Below are 16,337 nucleotides of genomic sequence, written 5' to 3' on the forward strand. Positions count from 1 at the left end.
AGCCACTGTGCAGATCTTGCCCCAAGTGCGCTGATGAGCTCAGCGGGCGCCCTGCGAACGCGGGCTGTGAAGGTCGGACTCTCTGCGGCGGTGGTCGTACGCGCGTTCGTTGTTGCTGTCTTCGTCGTCGTCAATATACGAGACAGTGATTCCGTCGAGATCGGCAAGCGGCTGCAAGAAGTCGACAAACTGCGATGCCGTGATGCCTTCGGCCTTGATTGCATTCCAATACCTGAACAGGATGGACCTCAGCGCCGCTTGCTGCGCTTCATTCAGATTGCGAGGCACCATCTCGAGGCCCTCATCGCGGTGATCCATGGCCGAACCTCCTCGGAGCTCTCATTGACTCCGGGCGCTATCCTAGGGTCGGCAACGCAGGCATTCCCTCAGATCGCGGTTCGGTCCTACGCTGAAAGAGTTCGTTTCCCGCGAATCCGGACGGTGAGGGGCTGATTCACGCTCCAGCGTGCCGCAGGCCTGGAGTCGAAAGTCTTAGGGAGCGAGGCCCCGGCCTAGGCGCTCGTCGGCCGATCGATCGGCTTCGGGCTCGTCCGGGCGATCAGCGAAAGCAGCGGGCCGGTCGCAGCCGTCGTGACCAGGGCCATCGCCAGCAGCATCGTGAACAACTCGGCCCCGATCAGCCCGGCATCAAGCCCGACCTTGATCACGATGAGTTCCATCAGGCCGCGTGAATTCATCAGTGATCCCGTCGCCAGGCTCTCGCGCCAGCCGTAGCCGCATATCCGCGCACCGGCCGCGCCGCCAACGATCTTGCCGACGCTGGCCACCAGCAGAATCAGGGCAAGCATGCCCAGCCCGCTGCTCGCGAACGCGCCGGCACTGGTTCCCAGCCCGGCCAGCGCAAAGAAGATCGGCATCAGCACGACGATCGACAGCGGCTCTATCCGCTCGGTCAGCGCGTGCAGGAGCCGGTCGTCGCGCGGAAGCGCAACACCGAAGAGGAAGGCGCCGAAGACCGCGTGCAAATGCAGCCATTCGGTGAGCATGGCGCAGACGAACATGCCGATCAGCAGCGCGGCCAGCACCATCGGCGAAGGCACGCCGTCCGGCGCGTGGACGCGCAGCAGCCAGGCCAGCATCGGCTTCACGGCGAGGAATACCGCGGCCACGAGCACGACCAGGCCGATCGCGATGTGCATGAAACCCTGCAGTCCGGCGCCGGCACTCGCCAGCGCGACCACCAGCGCCAGCAGAATCCACGCCAGCGCATCCACCACGCCGGCAGCGCCGAGCGACAGCTGGCCGATGCGCGTGCGCGTCATGTTGCGGTCCTTGAGGATGCGCGCCAGCACCGGAAACGCGGTGATCGACAGCGCCACGCCGAGGAACAGCGCGAATGGCCAGAATTCGACACCCTGCGGTGCGAGCGCAGGATGAAGGACCGGCGCGATCGCCAGGCCCAGGACCATCGGAAGCACCATGCTCGACACGCCGACCCAGCCCGCAGCCCTGAACTGCGCCCCCATGCCGCTGGGCGCGCGCAGCTCGGCGCCGACGATGAACATGAACAGCACCACCCCCACGGTCGCCAGCGAGGACAGGCCCGGCAGTGATGCGGGGGGGAAAAGCTGTTGATGCCACTGCGGGAACAGAGCGCCGAACACGACCGGCCCGAGCAGGATCCCCGCCGCCATCTCCCCGATGACCATCGGCTGGCCGAATGCCCGAAGCACGAGGCCGCAGGCCCGAGCGGTGACGAGGATGACGGTAAGCTGCAGGAAGAGGAGTGTCAGGGACATGGGGCCGGTGCCGGTTTGTCGAAGGACCGTAGTATGTCTTCGTCGCGCCGCAGCGGCGTTCAGCCGCCGAAGCCCGGCGGGGCAACGAAGCCGCCGAACTCGCGCTCAACCAGTTCGGCAAAGCCAAGGGGCGTGCGGTCCTCGAGGTACGGCCCTACGATCTGCATGCCGACCGGCAGGCCGTCTTCGGCCAGCCCGATCGGCATCGCGGTGGCCGGCAGGCCGGTGAGCGTGGCAACGCTGGCCCAGGCCGATTGCGCGCCGTAGGGGATCGCTTGCCCGTCGACCACGATGCGCCGCTTCTCCATCTCGCGGTGGTCGTGCGCGAAGGCCGTGATGGGCAGCACGGGGCAGAGGACCACGTCCCATTCCGCGAAGAGCTGCCGCCACTGGTGTGCGAAGCCGGCACGCGCACGGTCGGCATGAATCCAGTCGCGATGGCTGATCGAATCGGCATCGGGCATGTCGGCGCCGGCCAGCGCCTCCACCAGCGTGCCCCAGGTGGCGGCCAGGCGCGCGAGGTCCGGCAGCAGCGGACTCGTGCGCGCGATCCTGCAGCCGGCTTGGGCAAGCCGCTCGGCCGTGCGATCGAGCGCGGCGCGCACGGCCTGCGAAGTGGGCAGTTGCGGATGAGTGTCGAGCACCAGCACGCGGAAATCCGCCAGCGCATCGTGGCGCGCGGCCGGTAGCGCCAGCCGCCAGGCCGCGGCACGGTCATCGTCCGGCCCGGCCGTCACGTCGAGCGCCAGCGCCAGGTCGCCCGCGCTTCGGGCCATGGGGCCGACCACGGCAAGGTCGACATCGGCGCTCACCGACAGAAGAGGCGTGCCCGGCGGCGCGAACCCGCGCATCGGCACCAGGCCGTGCGTCGGCTTGTGCGCGAAGATGCCGCAGCAGTGCGCCGGCATGCGCAGCGACCCGGCCAGGTCGGATCCGAACTCGAGCGACACGTAGCCCGCCGCCAGCGCCGCGGCCGAACCGCCGGACGAGCCGCCGGGCGTGCGGCCCTCGTCCCAGGGATTGCGCGTGAAGCCGTAGAGCGGGTTGTCGCTCTGCCAGTCTGCCAGGTGCAGCGCCAGGTTGGTCTTGCCGATCAGCACGGCGCCGGCGGCCTTGAGGCGCCGGACGACCACCGCATCCTCCGGCGCCGGCGTCTTCCCTGCGCCGGGGACGCCCCAGGTCGTCGGCAATCCCGCCACGTTGAAGGCCTCCTTGACGGTGACCGGCACGCCCAGCAGCGGACGCCGCTCGCCGCGCGCCAGCGCCGCATCGGCGGCTTGCGCCGCGGCACGGGCGCGTTCGAAGTCGCGCACCACCACGGCATTGATCCGGCGGTCGAAGCGCTCGATGCGCGCGATCGAGCGCTCGAGCAGCTCGACGGCCGACACCTGCCGCGCCCGCAGCGCGGAGGCGGTTTCATGCGCACTTAGGTAGTCCATGGGGCACCTGCCAGCGGAGTCGTACAAGCTGCGATGGTGCGCCGGCATTCGTTGTCCGGCTTGATCCCTCTTGCGCCGCGCTTGACGAATCTTGCGCAGCTAGGGCCTGCAGGCCGCGCGGACGATGCGTTCGGTGGGATTGGGCTCGACGTTGCGAAACAGCATGGGACGCGGATGGCCCGCATAGTCCACGGCCTTGTGCGGCGCGCCCTGCCACAAGGGCTCCAGATAGTAGCTCGCGTACAGGTAGCTGGCCTTGCCGGCGCGGCAATCGAAGACGACCCGCGACTCGTAGGAGCGGTAGGGCACGCCGTCCCAGTTGATCCGCGGCTCCGACCGGCTTACGCGCACGTTCATGGTCTTGAAATCGCCCGCGGTCTTGACCGCGACCGGGTCGACCTGGACCGTGTTGACGGCGGCATCGTCCGGATTGCCGGTCACCGTGAACCAGGTAGTCTGGGCCTGCACGGCGGCAGCAGCCAGGGCGAGCAGCACGAACCACCTTCTCACACCGAAATCCTTTGCTGTCGATGACTGCACCGATTCTAGGGTGCCGGCACGGGCGGCACCTGCCGCGCAGTGACGAGGCCACTGCGCGCTGTTCGCCAAGATCCGCGAAAGGCAGAATGCAGGCAACGAAACTGCACACCCTCGCCTTTCCGCCGGAGCCACCTTGTCATCCAAAGTCTTCCGCTTTGCACTCTCAGCTTCCGCAGCTGCTCTCGGAGGCATCGCAGCCTACTGGACCCTTCTTGCGACGCGCCAGGGACACATCCTGTTCGACGCTCGCAAGCACCCCGTCGTTCACTTGTCCGACGACTTCTCCACCTACTCTCACGCCGTGCCGGGCGGGATGGTGCGCGGGTATGTCTATCACCCCCAGGGCGAGGATGCGCTGCAGGACCTGTTCATCTACTTCGCGGGCCGAGGCGAGGACGTCCGCGCCACTGCCAAGGTGCTGCACTGGCTTCCGGAAGGCTTCGGATTCGCCGCGGTTAACTATCGGGGGGTCGCCGACTCGCAGGGGCACCCCTCCGAGATCGCCTCCGTCGCGGACGCGAGCCAGTTTGCCAGTCACTTGCGCCGAGCTTTCCCGCACGCGCGCCTGCACGTTGTCGGTCGGAGTCTGGGGACGGGGGTGGCCATTCAGCTTGTGGCGCGGCAGGATTTCGCGAGCCTGCAGCTGGTCACGCCCTACGACTCGATGCTGGAGGTGGCGAAGAAGCGCTTCCCGCTCGTCCCGCTTTCCCTGTTGCTGCGGCACCAGTTCAACTCGCTGGCGCACTGCAAGGAGGTTGCGGCGAAAACCCAGGTCCTGCTGGCCGAGCGCGACGACGTCGTGCTGCCGGCGCGCTCGGAGAAGCTCATCGCGGCCTGGCCGACGCCGATCAGCGTGCAAACCATCGTTGGCTCCGACCATCACAACATCATGAGCCTCGAGGCGACCTGGCTCCATCTCATCGACTTCGCACTGACAGCAGTCCTCCCCGAGCCGAAGGCCGCTTGAGCCCCGCTCACACGCTTTTGCTGCCGCATTTCTTCAAGGAGAACGGGATGTCCATTCGAACCGCCGCAGCATTCGTGCTGCTTTCCCTCTTCGCAGCCCCATGCGCTCTCGCCGATGACGATGACTCGAAGAAGCGCTGGCGGCGTGGCGACTGGCGCAGCGACTGGCGCGAGGACCGCTGGCCAAGGCCTTGCGAAGTCAAGCAGGAGTCGAAGCGAGGGGAGTTCAAGCGGGAGGTCAAGTGCAAGGATGGCATCGGAGCGACCTGGCGAGGGGAATGGAAAGACGAGTTCCGGGATGGCCCGTGCAAGGTCAAGCTCGAGGCCAGCCGCGAAGTGTTCAAGGAAGAGGTCAAGTGCGAAGGTCGCTGACGGCGATTTCGTGACAAGCGGGGGCTGCTTCGTCAGAAGCTGTAGCGCAGCAGCCGCCCGAGCCTGCCCAGCGGCGGAACCCAGGCGAACACCCGCACCGCCACCCGCGCCGGCCACGACATCCTGGCGATCTGCTGCGGGTCATAGCCGTTCGGGTCATAGGCCGTCAGCTCGGTCAGCAGTCTCATCTTGGGGATGCGGCGTTCGAGCTCGTGCGGATCGTCGATGCTCCAGCGCAGGGTTGCGCCGGTGGCTCGCACCGACCGGTGGTGCCTGACGAGTTGCAGCCCGAGCCGGCTGAAGCTGTCGAAGGCCACATGGCCGCCCGGAAAATGCCGCGTGAGCCGGGCGAGGAGTTGCGGCACCGCATCCTCGGCGAGGTACATGAAAAGCCCTTCGGCGACGATCATCGCCGGACGGTAGGAGGGCACCGAGGCCAGCCAGCCGGGCTCGGTCACCGACGCGCCGATCATGGCGTAGCCCTCGCGCTCCGGATAGAGGCGCCGGCGCAGCGCGATGACCTCCGGATAGTCGACGTCGATCCATCGGACGCTGGCCGGCGGATCGATGCGCAACACGCGGCTGTCCAGGCCGCAGCCCAGATGCAGCACGGTCGCTCTCGGATACTTCGCGATGAATTCGCGGGTCCAGCCGTCGAGGATGTGGGCGCGCATCGCGAGCCCGATCATGTCGTCGCGGCTGACCTGCAGTTTCGAGAAGTCGTAGTCGATGCGGCTCATCGCCTCGGCGGCGAAGTGGTCGTGCAGCAGCGAATCGGGCAGGCGGCTCTCCTCGCCCTTGGCGTACAGGGTGATGAGGAGGGTTTCCTTCTCCCGGCTCAGTGCGACCTTCTCCGCTTCCGGCCGGGCGCGGGGGACAACGGCCACGGGTGTCTCCTGAAAGAGCGCAATACCGGCTATTTTGCAGCCATTGCCTCGATCTCGAGCTTCCAGCGAGGATCGAGCAATTGCGAGCAGACCACCGTCAAGGACACCCGATGGTCGCCCAGGTATTTGACGCGCAGGCGCACGTTCGCCGCGTCGAATTCGGGCGCGGCCAGGTAGGTGCGCACGGAGACCAGGTCGCGGTAATCCATGCCGGCCGATCGCAGGATGGTCCCCATGTGGGTCCAGATCAGATCGCCCTGCTCCTCGAAGGACTCGGGCATGGCGATGCCGTCCGCGAGGTAGCCGTTGAGCCCGCTGATGACCAGCAGGCGCGAGTCTCCCCTGATCTCCGTGGCATGGCTGTAGCAGCGGTAGGGCGGAAACACGCCCTCCGGGTTGTGCTGGATCACCGTCATCGGGATACGTCCTTTCCGTTCAACAAATCGACATAGGCGCCCTCGATCAGCTGCGACGCATCGACCGAGAGCAGCGCCATGATGCGCCGCGCTTCTTGCGCGCCCTCTTCGGCACTCTGGCTTTCTTCGAGCACGACCTCGAGCTCCAGAAAATCGCCGAGACCCTGCACGCGGTCCAGGTGGATGCGGGTTTGTCCGGCGAGGAAGAGCACGCGCTGCTTGATCACCCTGCCCGCCTGGCCGTAGGCCAGCGAGAGCGATTCCCGCAGGATATCGGGCGTCGCGATCGGCGTGCGCAGGTAGAAGGATTCCTTCGGGCCCGCGAGGTCGGCGCGCCGGTAGTAGATCAGCTCGCCGTTTCCCGCGGCAAAGGTGCGCAGCTTGAGCCGGCCCGTGCTGCAGCGGAAGAAGGTGTCGTCCTGGTGAATGTCGAAGGGGCCTTCGTCGGCGATGGCCGCGGCCCTCGGAACAAGGCGCTCGACGCTCGGGATGCGCGCCTTGATCTCGGTGTTTCTTGCCATGCGGCGAGCTTAGCGCCGATGGTGCTTTCTCCTTTGCGTGGCGATTTCACGGGCACTCCTTGGTAGGCGATTTCAGGTCAACAGGGAAGGCATGCGTTCGAGCAGCTTGTCGAGCGTGACCGGATAGTCGCGCACGCGCACGCCGGTCGCGTTGTAGATCGCGTTGGCGACGGCCGCGGCCACCCCGCAGATGCCGAGCTCGGCGACGCCCTTGGCCTTCATCGGCGAGGAGATCGGATCGGTCTCGTCGAGGAAGATCACCTCCTGATGCGGAATGTCGGCGTGAACCGGCACTTCATAGCCGGCCAGGTCGTGGTTGACGAAGAAGCCCTCGCGCTTGTCGATCACGAGGTCCTCCATCAGCGCGGCGCCGACGCCCATGGTCATCGCGCCGATGACCTGGCTGCGCGCGGTCTTCGGATTCAGGATGCGGCCGGCCGCGCACACGGCAAGCATGCGCCGCACGCGGGTCTCTCCCGTGGCGGCATCGACGGCGACTTCGACGAAGTGCGCGCCGAAGGTCGACTGCCGGTATTCCTTGTCGAGGTCGCCGAACTCGATCGTGTCCTCGGCCGCCAGCCCGTTCTCGCCCGCGGCCTCGGCGAGCGGCACGCTGCGTCCGTCCGCGCGCACCATGCCGTCTGCGAAGGAGGCGCCGTCCGCCGGCAGGCCCGCGCGCAGCGCCACGGCCTCGCGCAGCTTGACGCAGGCGGCATACACGCCGGAGGTGGAGCAGTTGGCGCCCCATTGCCCGCCGGAGCCGGCAGACACCGGAAAGGAAGAGTCGCCCAGCCGCACGACCACCTTGTCGAGCGGCACTCCCATCATCTCCGCCGCGGTCTGCGCGATGATCGTGTAGCTGCCCGTGCCGATGTCGGTCATGTCGGTCTCGACCGTCACGACGCCGCGGCGGTCGAGCCGCACGCGCGCGGCCGACTTGGTGACCTGGTTGCCGCGGAACGCCGCCGCAATGCCCATGCCGATCAGCCAGCGCCCTTCGCGCCTCTTGCCCGGCTGCGGATCGCGCCGGCTCCATCCGAAGCGCTCCGCGCCGGTGCGCAGGCATTCGATCAGCCGGCGCTGCGAGAAGGGCCGCTCGGGGTTCTCGGGATCGACCTGGGTGTCGTTGCGGATGCGGAACTCGACGGGGTCGAGTGCCAGCTTCTCGGCCATCTCGTCCATCGCGATCTCCAGCGCCATCATGCCGGTGGCCTCGCCCGGCGCGCGCATCGCGTTGCCTTTAGGAAGATCGAGAAGCGCGAGCCGCGTGGCCGTCATGCGGTTGGCGCCGGCATACAGCAGCCGGGTCTGGTGCACCGCGCCGTCGGGCTTGCCGTTGGGCAGATCGCCCGACCAGCTCTCGTGGCCGATGGCGGTGATCCTGCCGTCGCGCTTGGCGCCGATGCGGATGCGCTGGATCGTCGCGGGCCGATGCGTCGTGTGCTGTGGCCCGTGCTCGACGAGTTCTGCCGGCTGTACCCGGAAGTTCAGCGCGACGTGCAACTCGACGACCGGATCGGCAACTGGGTGGAAGACCGTGTCGACGTGGGCTTTCGCGTCGGGCCGTCGCCGGCCGAAGGCGTCGTCGCGCACAAGCTGTTTGCGCTGCAACTCATCATCTGCGCGGCGCCGGCCTACCTGGTCCGCCATGGGGCGCCGGGCAACCTGAATGCGCTCGCTACTCACCGCTGCAGCGTGTTTCGCCGTCCGCGCACCGGCACGCTCATGCCCTGGTACGTCAAGGTGGAAGACAGCACCGTCGAACACCATGTGGTGCCTGCGTTATGCGTCAACGATGAAGTCCTGGAGACCGAAGCCGTGCTGGCCGGGCATGTCCTCGGGCTGTTGACCGGCGTCGCCGCTGCGCCGCACATTCGCGCGGGCCGCCTGGTGCCGCTGCTGACTGCGCACGTGGCGGACAGGTCCAGCGCATTTGTCTACTACGGAAGCCGTACCGCCCAGCCCGCGCGCGTCACGGCTTTTATCGACCTGGCGATTCGCCGCCTGCTGAACAACCCGGCCTACGTCCTGACTGCGAAGGAGTTGCAGTCTGCAGAAGCAAAGGGGCGAAAGCAATACCCGCGGCAGTGAAGCTCATTCGCTGAGCATTCGGGTCGCGCCCTTGACCAATGCGTCGTGCAACTCCTGCGTGACGCGCGACGAAGTCAGCACCACCAGCGGCACCATGATCCGTTCCCGCAGCGGTCTGGGCTGCACGCCCGCATAGCGATGCAGCGCAAAAGGCGCGGGCAGGCAGGTGCAGCCGCGGCCGGTGCCGATCTGCGCGAAGACGTGCAGCGGATCGGGTGCCGGCGCCTCCACCTTGGGACGAAAGCCATGCGCTGCGTACTGGCGCGTGAATTCGTCGTACATGCGCGTGTTGACGCTGCGGCTGAAGCGGAAGAACGGCGCCAGGGACTGCAGGTCCCGCACCGCGATGCGCCGCTGGCGCGCGAGCTCCGAGGCCGCCGGAACGAAGGCCACGAGCGGCACCTGGTCGACCAGGTCGCCGCGCAGGCGGTACATCGAAGCCGGCCAGAGCACGATGGCGGCATCCAGCTCGTTGCGCCGGAGCGCCGAGGCCGCGGCGATCGTGGTCGTCGTCTGCACGTCAATCCCGCTCGCATGCCCTGCCTCCACCAGGCTGCGCTCCATCGCAGACAGCCGGCGCAGATGGACCCAGTTCAGCACCCCCAGGCGAAGGCGCGGCAGCTTGTTCGCGGCCTGGGCCACGTGCTCAAGCGCCGCGTCGAAGCTGTGCATCAGTTCCGCGAAGCTGCGCATGGCCAGTTCGCCGGCGCTGGTCAGGCGCACACCGTGCGTGTCGCGCTCGAGCAGCTGCACGCCCAGCTCGGACTCCAGCTCCGCGACCTGCCGCGACAGCGGCGGCTGCGTGATGGCCAGGCGCTCGGCGGCGCGCCTGAAGTTGCGCTCTTCGGCGACGGCCAGGAAGTAGCGGATCTGGCGGACAGTGACGGGTCTGGTCATCCAAAAAAGGTATCACAAAAAACGCAATTCCAAGGCCGGCCGGCGCTCCCTACAGTCGCGGCCGCAACAAGCCGTTGCGCCTGCCGGCCGCCTGCAAGTGCGCGCCGGCCAGCCTCTTCGCACCTCAACGATGACATCCAAGAAACGCCGTCTTTCCGCGCCTTCCTCCTCCCCATCCCTGGCCCTTTCCCCCGGTCGCCGCAGCTTCCTCGGCCGCGCATCCACCGCCGCGCTATGGCTCGGTGCGCCCTCGCTTCTCGTCGCTTGCGGTGGTGGCGGTGGAGGCGGCGACGCGTACGGACCGGCCTACGGACAAGACCCCGGTTCAGGCAGCGAACTCGCGTCGTCGAGCCGCTTTGCCAGCATCCGCGCCGTGGAGGCCGCGTGCGCCGAGCTCGAATCGCGCAAGCTCGAACCGATCGCCTACCTCACCGAGCTGACTGCGATCATGGCGAAGGATCCGAACTACGCGGAAACAGGCATCGACGAAAGCTCGCTGACTGCCTGGGGCACCTTCGTCGATGGCCGTGTGCACATGGTCACGCACAACTTCAAGCCCACCGGCACTTCGGCGCCGAGCGCCGAAACCAAGGACCCGAGCCAGAACCAGAAGACGGCCGGAATGCTGGCCGCCAAGCCGCCGGAGCTGCCCAGCTCGCGCAAGGCGCGGCTGATGCACTCCTTCTTCACGCCTTTCGACGGCCAGCCTGCCATCGCGGAGATGTCCGGCTGGCTCAGGTCCCACGACTACGGCCTGCAGCCGGGCGTCGAAGGCGATGCGCACATCACCACGCTGCGCCACATCAAAGGGGATGGCTTCTTCTACATCAACACCCATGGCGGCGTGAAGCGCACGCGCTACCAGGACGACAGCACGCCGCAGATGTACTCCATCCAGTCGTCCACGCTGATCGACACGGCACTGGAGGCCCAGCCCGATTTCAAGGCCGACCTCGCCGCCTTGCGCCTGACCTACTTCACGGCATACAACGGGCTCGCCACGGTGGACAGCAAGGGCGAGGAAGTCGCCCTGAAAGATACGCGCTACGGCATCACCGCTAACTTCGTCGATACCTACTGGGAATTCGCGCAGGACAGCGTCGTCATCATCAATGCCTGCAACAGCGCCAACAGCGCCAACAACAACTGGGTGATCGACTTCCTGATCGCCTGCCACCGCAAGGGCGCGGGCCTGTACCTGGGCTGGACGGAGATCTGCTCGCCGCCGGCCGCCTTCGACATACCCAAGTACTGCGTCGACCGGATGCTGGGCGCCAACCTCTTCAAGCCGCAGACGCCGAAGCAGCGCGCCTTCACGGGCGAAGAAGTGATCGCCCATATGCAGAGCAAGAACCTCAACCACGACACCGGCACGAAGCTCGGCGCGTACTTCATCGCCAGGCCCAATCCGCGCAGCGCGGTGAGCCACATCCTCTCGCCGTCGATCCACCACGTCGAGGTCGACGAACTGAACGACCAGATCAACCTCATCGGTGCCTTCGGCCGCACGCAGGGCAAGGTCTTCGTCAACGGGTCGGAGCGCCAGGTAACGCGCTGGGAACACGAACTCATCGTTTGCGACCTGCCGCGCGCGGACGCGGGCTCGCACGGGCCGGTCTGGGTGGAGCTGGGCGCGGACCAGAGCAACCGGCGCACCATCAGCCAATGGAACATGCGCATCGACACGCACTGGTTCAAGCAGAACTATCCGGGCCTGGCGGTCGACGGGCCGATACGCACCCGATGGCGCGCCGACGTGGGGCCGGTGCGCGATGCCTGCGGCGAGGAAGTGAAGCGGCCGGTGCGCTACGCCATTGGCACCTACGAATCCTTCATGGAGCTCGCGGCGGGCGGCTCCTTCCCCGTGCCGCCAGATTGCACCATCACCTGGAGCGGCCAGGCCAGCTTCGCCTCGCAGGTGAAGCTGATGCGGGAGCCCGGCGCCGGCGACCGCGTGATCTTCACCTACCTGCGGATCGACACCGACACGAAGCTCGGCGCCATGGGCCTGGCAATGGGCGCGAACGCCGGGCCGTTCGTGGAGCACGGCTGCAGGTACACCGAGCCGTTCGCCTCGGGGCTCGGCCTGCTGGACGGCCCGCAGGATTTCGAGGTCATGGGCGCCGCAGCGACGATCCCCCTGCCGGCAAAGAAGATCGTGTTCAGCAGCGATCTCTCCATCCTCGGCGACGGCCACCTGGACGACAGCCTGCGCCTGCAATGGAATACGGCGCAGATCGAGTCGCCTCCTGCCGATGCCGAGCTGATCTGAACCGGCGCGGCACTGCGCCTGCGTCAGGAGATCAGGCCGTGTTCTTGGAGCACCTTCTTCTCGTCACCGGTTACGTAGCCGAAGATCTTCGGCTCCTCGTCCTCGACGCGCACGAAGTAGGTGTTGACGAAATCGATGCGCACCTCCTCGCCGTCCTTCCTGGTGTAGCGCGAGTCCCAGCCGACCTTGGCGACGAAATGGAGATCGTCGCCGAGGGAATGATCTCGAGCCCGGTCACGCCCATCGATCGCGTGCCGATCTTCCGGTAGAACTCGAAGCCGTGCGGGGTCGCCCGTCGGAAGGCCAGGCCGTTCCTACCGCCGCGCACGCCATTGGGGTCGGCGGCGACGAAGAACTTGGCGAAGCAGTCGACCAGGCCCTGGATGTCGACCACCGGAGGCTCCTTCAGCGTGTCGTTGAAGCGCTGTTCGTACGCCCTGAAGAAGGACCGGATCCGCTCTTCCTTGCCGTTCATGGCAAGTCCTGCTGCAGATGCACACGCCCTTCAAGCTAGCGCCGCGGCCGCCCGTTCGAATCAGCAACGGGCCAGGATCGGGATGAGTCCACTCCTACAGCTGCAGCTGCCGCTCAGTCCGCCTTGATGTCCGCCGCCTTGATCACCTTCGACCACAGGGCCAGTTCCTGGTCGACGAACTTGCCGAGCGCCGGCGGGTCCATGTAGACCGCGAAGGCGCCCTGGTCGTCGACCTTCTTGCGAAAGCCCTCGCTCTCGACGATCTTGCGGATCTCGGTGCTGAGCTTGGCGACGACCTCGGGCGGCGTCCTGGCCGGCGCGAAGACCGCGAACCACGATTCCACCTCGTAGCCCGGGAAGCCCGCCTCGGCCGAGGTCGGCACGTTGGGCATCGACGGGTGCCGCTTGCTGCCGGTATAAGCCAGCGCCTTGAGCTTGCCGCTCGCGATGTGGCCGATGACCGAAGGCGGCGTGGTGATGAACATGTCGACGTTGCCCGCGATCAGGTCGTTGATCGCCGGGCCAGATCCCTTGTAGGGCACGTGGGTCATCGGCTGCTTGACCTGGCGCGCGAGCAGTTCACCCGCGATGTGCTGGATCGAGCCGTTGCCGGAAGACGCATAGTTGAGCCCGCCGTCGCCCTTCTTCTTGCCGTACTCGACCAGTTCCTTCATCGAGTTCACCGGCAGCTTGCCGCTGACGGCCACCACGTGCGGGGCGCGCATCACCAGCGCGACCGGAACGAAGTCCTTGGTCGGGCTCCACTTGATCTGCTGGAACAGCGCCGGATTGCCGACGTGGTAACCGGAGTACTGCATCAGGAGCGTATAGCCGTCGGGCGCGGCACGGGCCACGGCCTCGGTGCCGATGTTGCCGCTGGCGCCGGGCTTGTTGTCGACCACCACCGGCTGGCCGAGCGCGCGCTGCAGCGGATCGGCAACCATGCGCGCCATGATGTCGGTGGAGCCGGCCGGCGCGGTGGGCACGATCATGGTGATCGGCTTCGAGGGCCAGCTGTCGGCGTGCGACGCGATGGAAGCCAGCGCAAGGCAGGCTGCGAAAAGGCAGCGAAAGGGTTTCATGTTTGTCTCCTGTAGTGTGTGAACGTGTCGCGGCGCCCTGCCTTTCAGGGCACGAGCTCCGAGATCTCGATGAGATTCAGGTCGGGGTCGCGCATGTAGACCGAGCGGATGCGCGAGGTGGCGCCGGTGCGCATGACCGGCCCTTCGATGATCGGCACCTGCTTCTCGTTCAAGCGCGCGATGACTTCGTCGAGCGGCACGGCGGCGATGAAGCACAGGTCCAGCGCGCCCGGCATCGGCATCTGCGCCTTGGGCTCGAACTCATGGCCCTTGAGATGCAGGTTGATCTTCTGGTTGCCAAAGCGGAAAGCCTTGCGGCCGCCGCCGAAGGTCTCGAGCGACATGCCCAGCACCTCGACATAGAAGCGCACGCAGGCTTCCTCGTCGGCGGTGGTGAGCACCAGGTGGTCCAGATGGTCGATCATGCTTGCTCCTTCTCTTCGCGCGCCTTCGCGCGGGCGACGATGTCGTCGAGATCCGCCGGCGGTGCGTGCCGCGTCAGGCGATGGCCTGCGCGCGACACCTGGCTCGGAAGCTCGTGCTGCACCAGCGCTTCGAGCTGCGCGGCGGCGCCGATCAGGCCTTCGAGGTCCATGCCGGTGTCGTAGCCCATGCACTGCAGCATGTGGGCCACGTCCTCGGTCGCGACATTGCCGGTCGCACCCGGCGCATAGGGACAGCCGCCGATGCCGCCGAGCGACATGTCGAGGCGACGGATGCCGACCTCGACCGCCGCGACGGTGTTGACGAGGCCCATGCCGCGCGTGTTGTGGAAATGCGCCGTGAATTCCAGCGCCGGGAAGCGCTCCAACGCGGCGGCGCAGACCGCCTCCACCTGGGTGGGATACGCCATGCCGGTCGTGTCGCACAAGGTGATGCCGCGCACCTCCAGGGCGGCGAAGCGCTCGATCCAGTTCAGCACCACGGGCGGCTGCACCTCGCCTTCCATCGGGCAGCCGAACACGCAGGACAGCGACACGTTGACCGGCACCGCGGCCTGCCGTGCCAGCGCGATCACTTCGGACAGCTGCGAGAAGGACTGCTCGCGCGTCATGCGCAGGTTGGCGAGGTTGTGGGTCTCGCTGGCCGACATGACGATGTTGAACTCCTCGACCTGGCTGTCGAGCGCGCGCTCGGCGCCGCGCAGATTGGGCACCAGCGCGGTGTAGACCACGCCGGGCCGGCGCGCGATGCGCATCATCACTTCCTCGCCGTCGCGCAGCGCCGGAATGGCCTTGGGCGAAGTGAAGGAAGTAACCTCGATCTTCGCGTAGCCGAGGCCGCTGAGCCGGTCGACCAGCGCGATCTTGTCCTCGGTGGGAATGAAGCGGCCCTCCATCTGGAAGCCGTCGCGCGTGGCGACCTCGTTGACGAGGATGCGCGTGCCCTTGCCGGTGTTCATGTCGTCTCTGCTCCTTCAGCGTGAACGCGCGGGCCAGCCGCCCGAGCGCAAGTCATCGTCGTGCTCGCCCAGCTGCGGCGCAGGGTGCGCGATGCGGCCCGGCGTGGCGCTGAGCTTGGGCACCACGCCCGGCACCTTGAGCGTGCGGCCGTCGGAGGTGGGGGCCTCGACGATCATCTCGCGCGCCAGGTACTGCGGATCGGTCGCGATGTCGGCCACCGAGTAGATGCGGCCGACCGGCACGCCGGCCGCATCGAGCGCGGCGAGCGCCTCGTCGCGGCTGCGCTGGCGCGTCCAGGCCTCGATCGCTGCATCAAGCATTTCGGCCTGCAGCACGCGGCCGTCGTTGTGGCGCAGGGCCGGGTCTTCCTCGAGGTCCGGCCGGCCGATGGCGCGCATCAGGCGGCGGAAGATGCTGTCGCCGTTGCCGGCCACCAGCACGTAGTGGCCGTCGTTGCAGCGGTAGGCATTGGTGGGCGCGATGCCGGGCAGCGCGCTGCCGGCGCGTTCGCGCACGGCACCGAAGGCGTCGTACTCGGGCAGCAGGCTTTCCATCACGTTGAAGACCGACTCGTAGAGCGCCACGTCGATGAACTGGCCCTTGCCGCCGTGCGCGGTGCGGTGATGCAGCGCGGTCAGCACGCCGATCACGCCATGCAGCGCCGCGAGCGTGTCGCCCAGCGAGATGCCCACGCGCACCGGCACGCGGCCCGGTTCGCCGCTGAGGTAGCGCAGCCCGCCCATCGATTCGCCGAGCACGCCGAAGCCGGGCTTGTCGCGGTAGGGGCCGGTCTGGCCGTAGCCGGAGATGCGCAGCATGATGAGGCGCGGATTGAGCGCATGCAGCTGCTCCCAGCCGAGGCCCCAGCCCTCCAGCGTGCCAGGCTTGAAGTTCTCGATCAGCACGTCGGCTTCGAGCGCGAGAGCGCGGGCCGCTTCCTGCCCCTCGACGCTGCGCAGGTCGAGGCAGACCGAGCGCTTGTTGCGCGACTGCACCTCCCACCACACCGAGCTGCCGTCGCGTAGCATGCGCCATTTGCGCAGCGGATCGCCGACGCCGGCCGGCTCGACCTTGATCACGTCGGCGCCGAATTCGGCCAATGTCTTGCCGGCGAAGGGCCCGGCGATGAGCTGGCCGAGCTCCAGGACCTTGAGGCCTTCGAGTGCATTCATGGCTTGCTTGTCTCTCTTTCGGTTCGATGGCTGCACTGTAGAAA

The 16,337-nt window shown here is 67.3% G+C and carries 16 protein-coding genes and 1 pseudogene; 4 read left to right on the forward strand and 13 right to left on the reverse strand.

The window, feature by feature from the left end:
* Nucleotides 1-39: 39 nt before the first annotated feature.
* The 4 genes from AC3A6B_RS01645 to AC3A6B_RS01660 all read right to left on the reverse strand — a co-directional run bounded on the left by AC3A6B_RS01645 (nucleotide 40) and on the right by AC3A6B_RS01660 (nucleotide 3,709).
* Nucleotides 40-318 (reverse strand): hypothetical protein, encoded by a 279-nt coding sequence (locus tag AC3A6B_RS01645; protein ID WP_487835000.1) that lies wholly within the window; start codon nucleotides 316-318, stop codon nucleotides 40-42.
* A 194-nt stretch (nucleotides 319-512) separates the two neighbouring features.
* A complete protein-coding gene (locus AC3A6B_RS01650) occupies nucleotides 513-1,760 on the reverse strand; it encodes a cation:proton antiporter domain-containing protein (RefSeq protein ID WP_487835001.1) in 1,248 nt (415 codons plus the stop codon).
* Between the two features lie 59 nt (nucleotides 1,761-1,819).
* Nucleotides 1,820-3,199, reverse strand: a complete 1,380-nt coding sequence (locus AC3A6B_RS01655) for an amidase family protein (protein WP_487835002.1) — start codon at nucleotides 3,197-3,199, stop codon at nucleotides 1,820-1,822.
* A gap of 99 nt (nucleotides 3,200-3,298) precedes the next feature.
* Nucleotides 3,299-3,709 carry a surface-adhesin E family protein gene (locus tag AC3A6B_RS01660; RefSeq protein WP_487835003.1) on the reverse strand — a complete coding sequence of 137 codons (411 nt, stop codon included), beginning with the start codon at nucleotides 3,707-3,709 and terminating at the stop codon, nucleotides 3,299-3,301.
* A 163-nt stretch (nucleotides 3,710-3,872) separates the two neighbouring features.
* On the opposite strand from AC3A6B_RS01660, the gene AC3A6B_RS01665 reads away from it, so the two are divergent.
* Nucleotides 3,873-4,706: an alpha/beta hydrolase gene (locus tag AC3A6B_RS01665; protein WP_487835004.1), complete on the forward strand. Its 834-nt coding sequence runs from the start codon at nucleotides 3,873-3,875 to the stop codon at nucleotides 4,704-4,706.
* On the forward strand, nucleotides 4,703-5,077 hold the full coding sequence (locus tag AC3A6B_RS01670) for a hypothetical protein (protein WP_487835005.1): 375 nt from the start codon (nucleotides 4,703-4,705) through the stop codon (nucleotides 5,075-5,077). The genes AC3A6B_RS01665 and AC3A6B_RS01670 overlap by 4 nt, the downstream gene beginning before the upstream one ends.
* Nucleotides 5,078-5,109: 32 nt before the next feature.
* Here the strand turns inward: AC3A6B_RS01670 and AC3A6B_RS01675 are convergent, their stop codons facing one another.
* The 4 genes and pseudogenes from AC3A6B_RS01675 to AC3A6B_RS01690 form a co-directional block, all read right to left on the reverse strand.
* The gene (locus AC3A6B_RS01675; RefSeq protein ID WP_487835006.1) at nucleotides 5,110-5,964 is read right to left on the reverse strand and encodes a class I SAM-dependent methyltransferase; all 855 of its coding nucleotides are present in this window, start codon (nucleotides 5,962-5,964) and stop codon (nucleotides 5,110-5,112) included.
* Between the two features lie 29 nt (nucleotides 5,965-5,993).
* Entirely contained in the window at nucleotides 5,994-6,380 is a 387-nt protein-coding gene (locus AC3A6B_RS01680; RefSeq protein WP_487835007.1) for a RidA family protein, read from the reverse strand.
* Entirely contained in the window at nucleotides 6,377-6,901 is a 525-nt protein-coding gene (locus AC3A6B_RS01685) for a class IV adenylate cyclase (protein WP_487835008.1), read from the reverse strand. The genes AC3A6B_RS01680 and AC3A6B_RS01685 overlap by 4 nt, the downstream gene beginning before the upstream one ends.
* 72 nt (nucleotides 6,902-6,973) lie before the next feature.
* Nucleotides 6,974-8,344 (reverse strand): annotated as a pseudogene (locus tag AC3A6B_RS01690) (molybdopterin cofactor-binding domain-containing protein); the annotation flags it as partial.
* A 54-nt stretch (nucleotides 8,345-8,398) separates the two neighbouring features.
* On the opposite strand from AC3A6B_RS01690, the gene AC3A6B_RS01695 reads away from it, so the two are divergent.
* Entirely contained in the window at nucleotides 8,399-8,992 is a 594-nt protein-coding gene (locus AC3A6B_RS01695; RefSeq protein ID WP_487835009.1) for a substrate binding domain-containing protein, read from the forward strand.
* 3 nt (nucleotides 8,993-8,995) lie between these two features.
* Here AC3A6B_RS01695 and AC3A6B_RS01700 read toward each other — a convergent pair whose 3' ends face one another.
* Nucleotides 8,996-9,889 carry a LysR family transcriptional regulator gene (locus AC3A6B_RS01700; RefSeq protein ID WP_487835010.1) on the reverse strand — a complete coding sequence of 298 codons (894 nt, stop codon included), beginning with the start codon at nucleotides 9,887-9,889 and terminating at the stop codon, nucleotides 8,996-8,998.
* Nucleotides 9,890-10,019: 130 nt separating this feature from the next.
* Between AC3A6B_RS01700 and AC3A6B_RS01705 the strand changes: the two genes are divergently transcribed.
* The gene (locus AC3A6B_RS01705; protein WP_487835011.1) at nucleotides 10,020-12,161 is read left to right on the forward strand and encodes a hypothetical protein; all 2,142 of its coding nucleotides are present in this window, start codon (nucleotides 10,020-10,022) and stop codon (nucleotides 12,159-12,161) included.
* Nucleotides 12,162-12,749: 588 nt separating this feature from the next.
* Here the strand turns inward: AC3A6B_RS01705 and AC3A6B_RS01710 are convergent.
* Genes AC3A6B_RS01710 through AC3A6B_RS01725 form a run of 4 tightly spaced genes read right to left on the reverse strand, consistent with a single transcriptional unit; the run spans nucleotide 12,750 to nucleotide 16,293 of the window.
* Nucleotides 12,750-13,718, reverse strand: a complete 969-nt coding sequence (locus AC3A6B_RS01710; protein WP_487835012.1) for a Bug family tripartite tricarboxylate transporter substrate binding protein — start codon at nucleotides 13,716-13,718, stop codon at nucleotides 12,750-12,752.
* A gap of 44 nt (nucleotides 13,719-13,762) precedes the next feature.
* Complete coding sequence (locus tag AC3A6B_RS01715; RefSeq protein WP_487835013.1) at nucleotides 13,763-14,143, reverse strand: VOC family protein; 381 nt, start codon at nucleotides 14,141-14,143, stop codon at nucleotides 13,763-13,765.
* Nucleotides 14,140-15,120: a hydroxymethylglutaryl-CoA lyase gene (locus AC3A6B_RS01720; RefSeq protein WP_487835014.1), complete on the reverse strand. Its 981-nt coding sequence runs from the start codon at nucleotides 15,118-15,120 to the stop codon at nucleotides 14,140-14,142. Before AC3A6B_RS01720 ends, AC3A6B_RS01715 begins: the two co-directional genes overlap by 4 nt.
* A gap of 15 nt (nucleotides 15,121-15,135) precedes the next feature.
* A complete protein-coding gene (locus AC3A6B_RS01725; protein WP_487835015.1) occupies nucleotides 15,136-16,293 on the reverse strand; it encodes a CaiB/BaiF CoA transferase family protein in 1,158 nt (385 codons plus the stop codon).
* Between the last annotated feature and the right edge of the window lie 44 nt (nucleotides 16,294-16,337).

The sequence above is a fragment of the Variovorax sp. Soil_C_33 genome (genome assembly GCF_057656935.1).

Bases quoted from the DNA above. Each gene is read 5' to 3' on its own strand.
- AC3A6B_RS01700 (WP_487835010.1), bottom strand. From the start codon at position 9,889: ATGACCAGACCCGTCACTGTCCGCCAGATCCGCTACTTCCTGGCCGTC.
- AC3A6B_RS01650 (WP_487835001.1), bottom strand. From the start codon at position 1,760: ATGTCCCTGACACTCCTCTTCCTGCAGCTTACCGTCATCCTCGTCACC.
- AC3A6B_RS01715 (WP_487835013.1), bottom strand. From the start codon at position 14,143: ATGATCGACCATCTGGACCACCTGGTGCTCACCACCGCCGACGAGGAA.
- AC3A6B_RS01705 (WP_487835011.1), top strand. From the start codon at position 10,020: ATGACATCCAAGAAACGCCGTCTTTCCGCGCCTTCCTCCTCCCCATCC.
- AC3A6B_RS01725 (WP_487835015.1), bottom strand. From the start codon at position 16,293: ATGAATGCACTCGAAGGCCTCAAGGTCCTGGAGCTCGGCCAGCTCATC.
- AC3A6B_RS01645 (WP_487835000.1), bottom strand. From the start codon at position 318: ATGGATCACCGCGATGAGGGCCTCGAGATGGTGCCTCGCAATCTGAAT.
- AC3A6B_RS01710 (WP_487835012.1), bottom strand. From the start codon at position 13,718: ATGAAACCCTTTCGCTGCCTTTTCGCAGCCTGCCTTGCGCTGGCTTCC.
- AC3A6B_RS01720 (WP_487835014.1), bottom strand. From the start codon at position 15,120: ATGAACACCGGCAAGGGCACGCGCATCCTCGTCAACGAGGTCGCCACG.
- AC3A6B_RS01655 (WP_487835002.1), bottom strand. From the start codon at position 3,199: ATGGACTACCTAAGTGCGCATGAAACCGCCTCCGCGCTGCGGGCGCGG.
- AC3A6B_RS01685 (WP_487835008.1), bottom strand. From the start codon at position 6,901: ATGGCAAGAAACACCGAGATCAAGGCGCGCATCCCGAGCGTCGAGCGC.
- AC3A6B_RS01680 (WP_487835007.1), bottom strand. From the start codon at position 6,380: ATGACGGTGATCCAGCACAACCCGGAGGGCGTGTTTCCGCCCTACCGC.